General features: G+C 69.7%; 2 protein-coding genes (1 of these 2 running past the window's edge). One reads left to right on the top strand and one right to left on the bottom strand.

Annotated features, from left to right (window positions below):
- Positions 1–48: 48 nt before the first annotated feature.
- Positions 49–861 carry a hypothetical protein gene (locus tag I8E28_RS20510; RefSeq protein WP_200790146.1) on the bottom strand — a complete coding sequence of 271 codons (813 nt, stop codon included), beginning with the start codon at positions 859–861 and terminating at the stop codon, positions 49–51.
- A 271-nt stretch (positions 862–1,132) separates the two neighbouring features.
- On the opposite strand from I8E28_RS20510, the gene I8E28_RS20505 reads away from it, so the two are divergent.
- A protein-coding gene (locus I8E28_RS20505; protein ID WP_200790143.1) for an LEPR-XLL domain-containing protein crosses the window boundary here: on the top strand, positions 1,133–11,688 show its start. It continues 17,662 nt past the right edge of the window; only the first 10,556 of its 28,218 coding nucleotides appear in the window; its start codon is at positions 1,133–1,135; its stop codon lies beyond the right edge, outside the window.

The raw sequence follows: 11,688 nt of genomic DNA, 5'->3' as shown, positions 1-11,688 counted from the left end.
CGAAACCCCGCTCCAATGATTTGGAGCGGGGTTTTTGCTTTTTAGGGTTCAGGTCGTAGAGGGTCCGGGCATCGGTGCCAGTTCGGCGTAGATGCTCAGGAATTCCTGGCCCGTCCGGTCGAGGCCGCCGGAGAGGTGCCCGAGCGGAAGTCGGCCGTACCGGTCCAGCAGCGACCCAATGTCCGAGGACGAAACGCCGAGACGCAGGGCAGCGTCCAGCAATTGCTTTTCCACCGCGGCAACGTGGAGCGCAGCGGGGTACAGGTTGATGTCGAATGAGCGCCGCGGGTTGCCCTCTTCGTCGACCAGCTCGAACAGGAAGGCGGCATCCGGTGCCGCGTGCCACGCGGTCCGTACGATCGACGTCGAAGGCGCCGAAGCTGCGGCATCGCCGTAGATCTCCGTGATCCGCCGCAACGCATCTCGCGTCGATAGCAGCGGAAGCACTTGGTATCGCGCGAGTTCCCATCGACTTCCGGTGTTCCGCCACTTCACGCCCAAGTGGAGCAGCTGCGGCTCGCGAGTTCCGGTGCGCCGCACGGCAGCGCGCACGTCGTCCCAGAATTCCAGGTACACCTTGCGCACCTCGCCGCCTGGGCGCGGCTCAACGCCGAACAGAAGTGCGCTCGCCCGCTGGGCGTGACAATCGAGGAGCTGCCGGCCGTCCGGTGGCATTCCCCACGCGCTGGCAAGATCCAGCAGCGAAATTGCGAGGCCCTGAAGAGGCACTCCGAGCAGAGCCCTGTCTCGGAACAGCGCGCCAGAAGCGCCGAGCTTGAACGACACCTCCGCGCCGAATCCGATCTGGTGGCTCCGCAACGAGGCGACCACGTCGTCACAGGCGCTAGGCAACAGTTCCAACAGCTGACTCGGCAGTCTGTCAACAGGGATCGATCGGATCTCACACCCCCTTCGTGGACCAAGTTGTGCCCAAATGTAGTCGAGTGAACTCGACCAGTGTTTGGAGGTAGACGGAGCCTCGAGCATTGCCTATAACGCGCTTGGATACAAATCGAAGCAGGACGGCGAGTCTCGTTACTCGCGATCGATCACCGCCCCGCGCCGAAGCGGCGGGGACTCCAGTCAACGCAGTAATGCAGGGGGCTCGTGCACGAGCCTTCTGGAGGCGGTCATGCAAGCACTTCGTTCCATGGGCAAGTTCTTCGTGCCCACGTCGCTGTCCAAGACGATCACCGACGCCTTCCGGGCCAAGCCCGCCGCGGCACCGGGCCCGTGTCCTTCACCCAAACGTGCGTCCGCGGCCGACTACTCGCTGGAGGCGATCGAGCCGCGTCTCCTGTTGTCGGCGGACGTGCACTACCCGGCACCGACACTCGTCACGAACCTGACGATGAAGGTGGTCGACGCCGGCAGTGGCAACTTCAAGGTGCAGCTGGCACAGACATCCAACCCGTCGAACGTCGTCTACGAAACGGCGATTTCCCAGACCGAAAACCACATCGACATTGCGCGTGGAATCGACGGATCGCTTTTCGCGGACACGATCACGATCGACATGCAGAGCCTCGAGCTGCTGGATCCGGCAGGCGACGCGTTGAAGATCACGTTCTCCGGCGGCCTGCAGGACGTGCAGGAGGACAAGCTGATCCTCGCCGGAACGGCGGACCTGGATTTCAGCCTGGACGTGCAGTCGCAAGCGGACCTGCAGGTCACCGGCTCCATCACCCTGACGGACGCCGACGACGACATCAGCCTGTCGGTCGCAACCATCGACTCGGGGCTGCCGCCCGACAGCGTCGATCCGCGCAAGTTCTACGCCGACTCGGATGCCGACCTGGACATCAATGGCGTGCTGTCGGCGCAGGACATCACCCTGATGGCAACGTCCACCGTGCTGGTGGACAACTCCAGCCTCAGCCTGGGCGGCCTGCAGTTCGCGTTCCTCTACGTCAATTCGAAGGCCGATCTCTCCATCGGCAACGGCGCCCACGTCGTGGCGTCCGGCAATTTGACGGCGAGCGCGAGCTCGCGCGTGCAGGCGGTGGCGTCGATGGCGTCATCGGCGTCCAAGACGGACACCAGCACCGACGCCGCGATCGCCAGTGTGATCGTCACCAGCGAATCGTTCGCACGCGTCGAAGGCAGCGCCGATCTCGACGTCACCGGTGCAGTGCAACTGACCGCCGACAACGTCGTCGTTGCGGCCGCACTCGCGGATGGAACGACCGGCGGCGCGGGCGCGACGCTGGGCGTCGCGGTGCTCACGGGACGCACCGAAGCATCCATCGGCGGCGGAGCGCAGGTGGACGCCGCCGCGATCGCGCTCGACGCCAACTCGCAGCACACCGTCACGGCGCTAGCCAAGTCGACCACGGGCGGGGCGACCGACGATGGCAACGAAGCGACGCAGACCGATTCGCAGAGCGCACTCGCGAGCAACGGCGCGGCCACCGGCAATGGCGCCTCCGACAGCGTGAAGCTGGCGGGCGCGGTGGCCGTGGGCACCCTGACGTCGACCACCGAAGCATTCGTCGACACATCGGGGCACGTGACCAGCAGCGGCCAGTTGGCCGTGAATGCCAAGGCGGTGAACCAGGCCACGACGATGGCCGACGGCGGCAACACTGTCATCACGTCCGGCAATGCCACGGCCGTCGGCGTCGCCGTGGCCATCGGCGTGGACGTGCTGGACAACCACGCGTACATCGGCGGCTCCGGCGTGCAGGCCGGTGCGCTGGAGGTCGGTGCCACGATGGCCGACCGCGACCTGCTGGTCCAACCCGGCAATGTCGACAGTGCGCAGGATGCGATCACGCTCGCCGGCGGTGGGCACGGGCTCGCCAGCGGCGACCAGGTCACGTACCACAAGGATCCCGCGGCGACCGCCCTCGGCGGTCTCGTGGACGGCCAGGCGTACTTCGTGCACGTCCTGCCGGACGGCCGCATCAAGCTGTACGCAACGACGAAGGCGGACGCGATCGCGGGCACCGCGACCGGCCTCGTGAACCTCACGGGTGGCGGCTCCGCCAGTGGGCACCGCTTCACGGATGAAGGCAAGGTGAACCGCTTCGCCGTGACCGCCACAGCGGGCGCCAGCGGCGGCGGGACCGGCGTGGCAGGCGCCTTGGCATTGGGTGTGGTCCTCAGTGACACCAGTGCCACCATCCACGAGGACACCGTCGTGGCGCTCACGGGCTCCGGTGGCGTCACGCTGACGTCGCAGAACCAGGTCTCCAGCAGCGTCAATGCCACTGGAAAGCAGTCGGGCGGCGGCGACGTCGGGGTCGGCGGCAGCTTTGCCCTCAACATCGCCGAAACGGACACCGACGCGCGCCTCGCAAACGGCGCCAACATCACCGGCGCGAGCTCGCTGGCGTTGGCTGCCTCGTCCCGCAACGACGTGGTGACGACTGCCGAGGGTGGTGCCGCAGGCGGCTCGACCGCGGTCACACCAGTCCTCGCCATCACCGTCGCGAACAACGAAACGCTCGCGACCTTCGGCACGTCCGCTTCGGCGCTCTCGGCCAGCGGGCAGATCGGCGCGCAGGCGCAGCACCAAGGCTCCGTGAGCACCGTGGCGGAGGGCTCCACCGAGTCGGACGGCACGGGCGTGGGCATCTCGCTCGCCCTGGGCATCGGCACCGACCTGGTCGGCGCGGCCACCGAGCGCAGCCTGTCCGCGGGCGGCGCGATCACGCTGGCAGCACGCAACGTCAGCGGCAACACCGGCAAGGCCAAGGCCAGCGTCGCTGGTGGTGACGCCAGCGAGGAACCGACCACCGACGAAGGCAAGCAGGAAGGCGGCGTCAACAAGAAGACCAAGGACGCTCGCGACTTCGCCGCCGGCAAGGCCACCGCCAATGGCTCCGACTCGACCACGCCGACCACTGAAGGCGCATCGGCCGAAGGCCAGGGCGGCAGCAAGGTGCAGGTGGCCGGCGCGGCGGCCATCACGATCACCAGCGCGACCTCACGCGCCACGATCGGTGACAGCCTGACCATCACCGCGGGCACATCGACCAGCGACGGCATCGTCACCCTCAAGTCGGAGAACAACGCGGGCAGCGAAGCGATTGCCGACGCCAGCACGGTCCTCGAGAACGGCGCCGGCGGAGGCAGCAGCACCGGCGTCGGCGTGGCAGTGGCCGTCAACGTCGCGCAGGTCGTCAACGAAGCGACCGTGGGTGCGTCCACCGTGACCGCCGACGGCCTCGTCGTGCAAGCCCTGGTGCCAGCCTCTGGCGACGACCAGGTGCACGGGTTCAAGGCCGAAGCCAAGTCGGGCGCCAGTGGCGCGGAAACCGGCGTGGCCGGTGCCCTGGCGATCAACGTCGGCATCAGCCGTTCGCAGGCGAAGATCGACGAAGGTGCCGTGGTCACGCTGACCGGCAGTACGGCCGACGTCGACTTGAAGGCGCAGAACTTCGTCTCCAACGACGTGAAGGCGACGGCCAAGCAGGAAGGCGGCGGCAGCATTGGCGTGGGCGCCTCCATCGCGCTGAACATCGGAGAGACCGACACGGACGCCTTGGTGGCCGACACCGCCAGCGTCAGCGGCGCGCACGACCTCACCATCGCCGCCGAGTCGAAGAACACCATGGTCACCGCTGCAGAGGGCGGCTCGGCGGGCGAGACCGCCGTCACGCCGGTCGTGGCCATCTCGATCTCCGACAACGAGACCCTGTCGACCATCGGTTCCGGGTCCGCATTGGCGACGGCTGGCTCGATCACCGCGAGCGCCGCACACCTGGGCTCGGTGGCTACCAACGCGGAAGGCGCCACCGAAGCTGGCGACACCGGCGTCGGCATCTCGCTGGCGCTCAGCATCGGCACCGACCTGGCGGCTGCCTCCGTGGCTCGCGATCTGTCCGCGGGCGGTGCCATCACGCTGACCGCGCGCAACGTCAGCAGCAACAGCGGCAAGGCGAAGGCCAGTGTCGCGGGGGGCGACGCCGACGACGCGCCGACCACGGACGAGGGCAAGGAGGAGGGGGGGGTCAACAAGAAGACCAAGGAAAGCCGCGACTTCGCGTCCAGCCGGAAGCAGGCCAACGGTGGAGATTCGGCGACGCCGACGACCGAAGCCGCCTCGGCCGAAGGGCAGGGCGGCAGCAAGGTGCAGGTCGCCGGCGCTGCGGCCATCACGATCACCAGCGCGACGTCGCGCGCCACCATCGGTGACGGGCTCACCATCACCGCGGGCACGTCGACCGCTGATGGCATCGTCACCCTGAAATCCGAGAACAACGCGGGCAGCTCGGCGATTGCCGACGCCAGCACGGTGCTCGAGGACGGGGCCGGTGGCAGCAGTACCGGTGTCGGCGTCGCCGTCGCCGTCAACGTCGCGCAGGTCGCCAACGAAGCGATCGTGGGCGACTCCGTCGTGAACGCCGATGGCCTCGTGGTGCAGGCGCTGGTGCCGGCCGACGGCGACGACCAGGCGCACGGATTCAAGGCCGAAGCCAAGTCGGGCGCCAGCGGCGCAGAAACAGGCGTCGCGGGTGCGCTGGCCATCAACGTCGCGATCAGCCGCGCGCAAGCGCAGATCGGCGAAGGTGCCCAGGTGGCGCTGACCGGCAGCACGGGCGACGTGCAACTGAAGGCGCAGAACTTCGTCGCCAACGACGTGAAGGCGACGGCCAAACAGGAAGGCGGCGGCAGCGTCGGTGTCGGCGCTTCGATCGCACTGAACATCGGCGAGACGGACACGGAAGCGTTGGTGGCGGATACCGCCGCGCTCACCGGCGCGCGCAACCTGACGCTGGCAGCCGAGTCGAAGAACGCCATGACCACCACCGCGGACGGCGGCTCGGCGGGCGAGACCGCAGTCACGCCGGTCATCGCGATCTCGGTCTCCGACAACGACACGCGCGCCGCGCTGCTCGGTGCGGGCACCGTCAGCATCACGGGTGCACTGCAGGCAGGCGCTTCGCACGAAGGCGGGGTGCTCACCGATGCGGCCGGCGATACGGAATCGGGAAAGACCGGCGTCGGCATCACCATCGCCCTGGGCATCGTCACGGACTCGGCCCTGGCGACGACGGAGCGCAACCTGTCGGCGGGCGGCGCGATCGAATTCGATGCGCACGCCGTGGGCAACAACCGCACGACCGCCCGGGCGAGCGTCGCCGGTGGGCAGTCGGAGGAGGAAGACGGCAGCGCGTCCGAAGCTCCGGACGAGCAGGTGGGCCAGCAGGAGGACTACGCCAACCAGCGGTCCACCGCGGCCGGCGGCACGCCCAACTCCGGCCAGCGCCGCACCCAGGGCGCTTCGTCGTCGACGTCCAGCGGGTCGGTCAGCGTGGCTGGCGCGGTCGCGGTCACGGTGGCGAGTTCCACCTCGCGTGCGTGGATCCCGGAAGCCAGGACCGTCACGGCCGGCACCAGCGGTGCGGGCTCGCTGATCCTGAAAGCGGACAACCTGACGGAAGCAGTCACCACCGCCGACGGAAGCGCCGTGACGCAGGCGGGAGGCACAGGGGTGGGCGTCGCCGTGGCAGTCAACGTGGCGACGGTGCACAACGAGGCCTACATCGGTGCCGGATCGAACGTCAGTGCAGGGGGGCTGGTCGTCGAAGCCGGCATGGCGGAACGCGAGATCAAGCCCACCGTCCAGCAAAAGGACGTGGTCGACACGACCGCGGACACGATCCTGCTGGGCAAGGGCCACGGCATCAAGACCGGCGACAAGGTCACGTACGACAAAGGCGCGGGCACGGCGATCGGCGGGCTGACGGACGACACCGACTATTACGCGCGGGTGGGCGACGGCGGCACGATCTCGCTGTACGACACGGAGCAACACGCCAAGGACGGGGGTGCTCCCGGGCGCGTGGACCTGACCAGCGCGGGCAGTGGCACCGGGCACAAGTTCAAGTTCGGCGGCATCCTCGGGTTCGAGCAGGACGAAGCCGTCTTCGACACCGGCACGCGGCGCGAGCTCGAACTGGAAGCCGGGCACAACCTGCACACGGGGGACGCCGTGCGCTATGACGCCGGCGGCGGCGCGGCGATGGGCGGCCTGGCCGATGGCACCACGTATTACGTCATCGTGGTCGAGGGCGACCGCGCCGAGCTCGCGGCATCGCGCGAGGACGCCCTGGCGGGCAAGGCGATCAAGCTCACCGGCGACGGCAGCGCCAGCCAGTCCCTGGTCGACGCGACCAACACGCTCCGCGCATCGGCGCTGTCCGGCGCTTCCGGCGGCGACATCGGTGTCGCCGGCTCGGTGGCCATCAGCATCGGCAACGTGGACTCGCGCGCCGTCGTCGGCCTCGACGAAGACGCGCAGGCCCATCCCACATCCGCGCCGGTCGTGCTCACCCTGGGCGGCGGAGACGTCGACCTGCATGCGACCGCGCGCACCGAAAGCCTGGTCGACGCGGCCCCGTCCGGCGTCACCGGCGGAGCGGAAGGCAAGAGCGTGGGCGTCGGGGCGTCGTTCGCCCTGAACGTCCTGCTGTCCGACACCATCGCCGAGATCGAGGACGGCGAAACCGTGTCCGGCTCGGCGGGCCACTTCCTCGTCTCCGCAGACACGACGACCGCGGCCGTGACGCGCGCCGAAAACGGCGCCAGTGGCCCGGGCACCAACGTCGGCGGCTCCATCGCCATCGCCGTGGTGGAGAACACGACCAACGCCCATGTGGGCAGTGGTGCCGGTGGCTCGATCGGCTTGGACGGGGATCTCGGTGCGACGGCCTCGCTCACCAGCGCGGTGCTGACGGACGCCAATGGCGAGACCGCAGGCAAGGGCGCGGGCATCGGGGTGTCGGTGGCCCTGAGCATCACGACGAACGACACCCAAGCAGAGGTGGAGCGCAGTTTCAGCGACGCGCACGACGTGGACGTCACCGCGACGGCAACTCACGACACGCACGCGATCGCGAAGGCCAGCGCCAGCGGCGGTTCGACCAAGGACAAGGACGGCGAGGACACGGATTCGGAAAAGGAGACCAACGAGCAGTCGGCCTTCGCCACCAACCGCGCCGGCACGACGAACAAGCCGGCCACCGACGCGCAGAGCAGCAGCTCCAGCACGGCGAACAGCAACAGCACCAGCCAGAGCGGCCAGAGCGCGAGCAACGGCCCCAAGGTCGCCGCCTCCGTCGGCGTCAACTTCCTCGACGCGGACACGGTCGCGAAGGTTGCATCCAACGCCGTGATCACGGCCAGTGGCGACCTGACCGTCAGTGCAACCAGCACGGTCGCGATGGTCGCGCAGGGCGTGTCCACCGCGGTCGACACCTCGGCCGACACCGGCGTCGGTGCGGGCGTCGCCCTCAACATCGGCCTGCTCGACACCCATGCCAGCGTTGGCGCGGCAGCAAACCTCATGGCGGGCAACATCACGCTCACGGCCGGCACGGCCGAAGGCGAGGCCAACCTGTTCCAGAGCCGGGCACTGGCCGGCGCCGCGACGGGCAGCACGGCGGTGGGCGGTGCGGTGTCGATCAACATCGTCGACCAGGACACGGATGCGGCGGCTGGCAACGGCGCGGGCTTGCACGCCACTGCAGGTGACGTCGACGTTGCCGCGCGAAGCGACAACGAGATTCAGAACCTCGCCGGTGGCGCGGCGCTCAGCACCAAGAGCGGCGGGACCGGGGTTGGCCTGGCCGTCGCGCTGAACATCGTCTCCGGCCTGGACACCGACGCCACCGTCGGTGCCAACGCCGACGTGTCCGCCACCGGCTCGGTGGACGTGAGCGCGCACGCGCAAGTCACGCCCAAGAGCGAGACGCTGCCCGTGGTGGGCACCGTGGGAGTGACCAGCTTTGCTGCGGGCGCGGCCGGTTCCAGCAGCGGCAACGCAGTCGGCGGGTCCTCCAGCGTCAACGTGTTCCTGGTGAACACCGGCGCATCGATCGGCGCGAATGCGCAGGTGAGCGCTGGCGACCACATCGCGGCCACCGCGGACGACAGCATCGAGATCTTCAGTGCTGCAGGGGGACTGGCAGCTTCCACCGGCAACGCCGGCGTCGGCATCGGCATCGATGTGGGGGTGCTCACGCGGCACACCGTCGCCACCGTCGGCGCCGGCGCCGACCTGCAGGCGGGCGACGACGTGTCCGTCACGGCCACGTCGCATGACGACATCACCTCGATCGCCGGGACCTTCGGGCTCTCGACCAGCGGAGTGGGGGTGGCGGGCTCCATCGCCGTGCAGGTCGTCACGACCGAGACGCGCGCCGAGCTGCTCGATTCCGGTTCGACCAGCGTGACCGCGGGCGGCGACGTCCACGTCGCTGCCACGGGGACGTTCGAGTCGCTCATGGTCGGTGGTGCCATCGGCGGCGGCAGCAGTGCCGGCGTGGGCGTCGCCAACACCACCATGGTCCACACGGACACCGTCAAGGCGCACATCGGCAGCGGCAACGTGGTCAACGCCGCCGGCACCGGTGGAATCGAGGTGCTGGCCACCTCCAGCGAGGACCTGGTCGCCATCACCGCCGCGGGCGCCGCGGCGAGCTCGGTGGGCGTGGGCGTCGCGCCCACCATCAACGTGCTATCGGAGACCACCGAGGCGTCCGTCGGCCGCGGCGCCACGGTGAACGCCGGCAACGGCGTCACCGCGGGCCAGCCCGACCTGGTCGTCAAGGCATCGGACGCCACCAGCATCGTGTCGGTGGCCGGGTCCATCGGTGCGGCCGGCTCCGTCGGCGTGGCGGTCGGCGCGGACGTGCTGACCCTCGACAAATCGACCCAGGCGTTCATCGACTCGGGCGTGTCGTCGCAGGTCGAAGGCGACGTTGACGTCGGCGCCAGCTCCGACGAGGACATCACGTCGGTGGCAGCCGGCATCGCCGTGGGCGGCTCGGCGGGCGTCGGCGTCAACGCCAGCGTCCACGTCCTGGGGCTGAGCACCCGCGCGTTCATCGGCGACGACCCGACCGCGGGGCCGGCCTCGCTCGGCGCGGGGAATGTCCATGCAGGCGGCACCGTGCGGATCGCCGCCGATGACCGCACCGAGATGGACAAGGTGGTGGCCACCGTCGCCGTCGGCGGTTCTGCCGGCGTCGGCGCCGCGGCCACCGTGAGCGTGGTGACCAAGACCACCGAGGCCTTCGTCGGCGCCGGCGCGTCCGTCACGGGCGACGGCAACAGTGCGGGGCTGCAGGGCAGCACGGGCCGGTTCGGCGAGTCGTTCGTCACCGAAGCCGCGGTGCAGGACACCTTCAACGGCAGCGGCGTGGACCTGGTGAACGACCAGGTCAACGTGGGCAGCACTCCGCTGGCCACGGGCGATGCCGTCACCTATCGCAAGGGCGCCGACGAGGACAACGTCGCCGTGGGCGGGCTGCAGGACGGCGGACGCTACTACGTGCGCGTGGACGGTGGCCAGGCGAGCTTCTACCAGACCAAGGCGAACGCGCTCGCCGGCGACGTGCACGTCAATCCCGCCGGCAAGGTGGATGCGGCCGAGGACACGCTCGCGCTCGGCGCGGGCCACGGCCTGGACACCGGCGACCGCGTCGTCTACCGGCACGGTCCCGCGGGCAGCGACATCGGGGGCCTCACCGAAGGCGCTGCGTACTTCGTCCGGGTGCAAGGCAACCTGGTGACGTTCTACGACACCAAGGACCACGCGCGTGCCGGCGGTGCGACCGGCCGCGTGAACCTCACCGGCAGCGCAGGCGCGGGCACGGACCACCGGCTCGTGACGCGCGTCGACCTCACGGCTGGCCCGTCTGCATTCGGCGACGGCCACGTCCTCACCCGCTCCGACGTGCTGGAAGCGCAGGACGCGCGCAACGCCGACATTGGCTCGCTCAAGAGCAGCGGCGAAGTCAAGTCGCCGAACGTCGAGGCCGTCGACACCAACGGTGACGACGCCGGCGGCAGCAAGGCCATCCCGGGCGAGCGCGTCCTCACCCCGCAGTCCGTCAACGTGCAGGGCGTAGTGGTCTCGGCCACCAACCGCGACGACATCGAGACCTACTCCGCCGGCATCGGCGGCGGCACGGTGGGCGTAGCGGTCGCTGCGGCCGTGAACGTCATGGACGTCGACACCCGCGCGTTCATCGGCACCGGTGCGCAGGTCAATGCGGACACCAGCGGGGCTGCGAGCGGCCAGACCGTCGCGGTCTCGGCGGGCAGCGACTTCCACCACGTGGCCCTGGCTGCCGGCGCGGGCTTCGGCGCCGTCGGCGTGGCGCCGGGCGTCGACGTCACCGTGCTCGGCATGGACACCAGCGCGGCGATCGCAAGCGGCGCGGTGGTCAACGCCCGTGACGACGTCCGCGTCGACGCCCACGCGTCGGAGGACCTGCTCATGATCGGCATGGGCATCGCGGCGGGCTCGGTCGGCGTCGGCGGCGGCGTCGGCGTGCTGTCTGTCAGCAATACCACCACGGCGTCTCTGGGCGGCACGGTGGTCGCCGGCGGCGACGTCGTCGTGCGCTCGTCCGACGACACCCGGATGATGATGGTCAGCGGCGCTCTGGGCGCCGGATTCGTCGGTGTCGGTGCGTCCGTCGGCGTCGGCGTCGTCAACAAGGACACGAAGGCCTACGTCGCCGACGGCGCGTCCGTCAGCGCCAAGGGCACGGCCGGCAGTGCCACCGACGACGTGCTCACGGGCAGCCTGTCCGGCGGCGACGCTGCCAACGGCTTCAGCACGGCATCCCGCCGCGGCCTGGTCGTCCAGGCACAGTCCAGCGAAGACATCGTGCACATCGGCGTGGCAGCGGGCGCCGGCTTCGTCGGCGTGTCCGGCGCGGTCAC

Source organism: Ramlibacter algicola, assembly GCF_016641735.1.
GTDB lineage: Bacteria > Pseudomonadota > Gammaproteobacteria > Burkholderiales > Burkholderiaceae_C > Ramlibacter > Ramlibacter algicola.
Note: the sequence above shows the minus strand (reverse complement) of the source record. Positions and strands in the feature narration are given on the sequence as shown.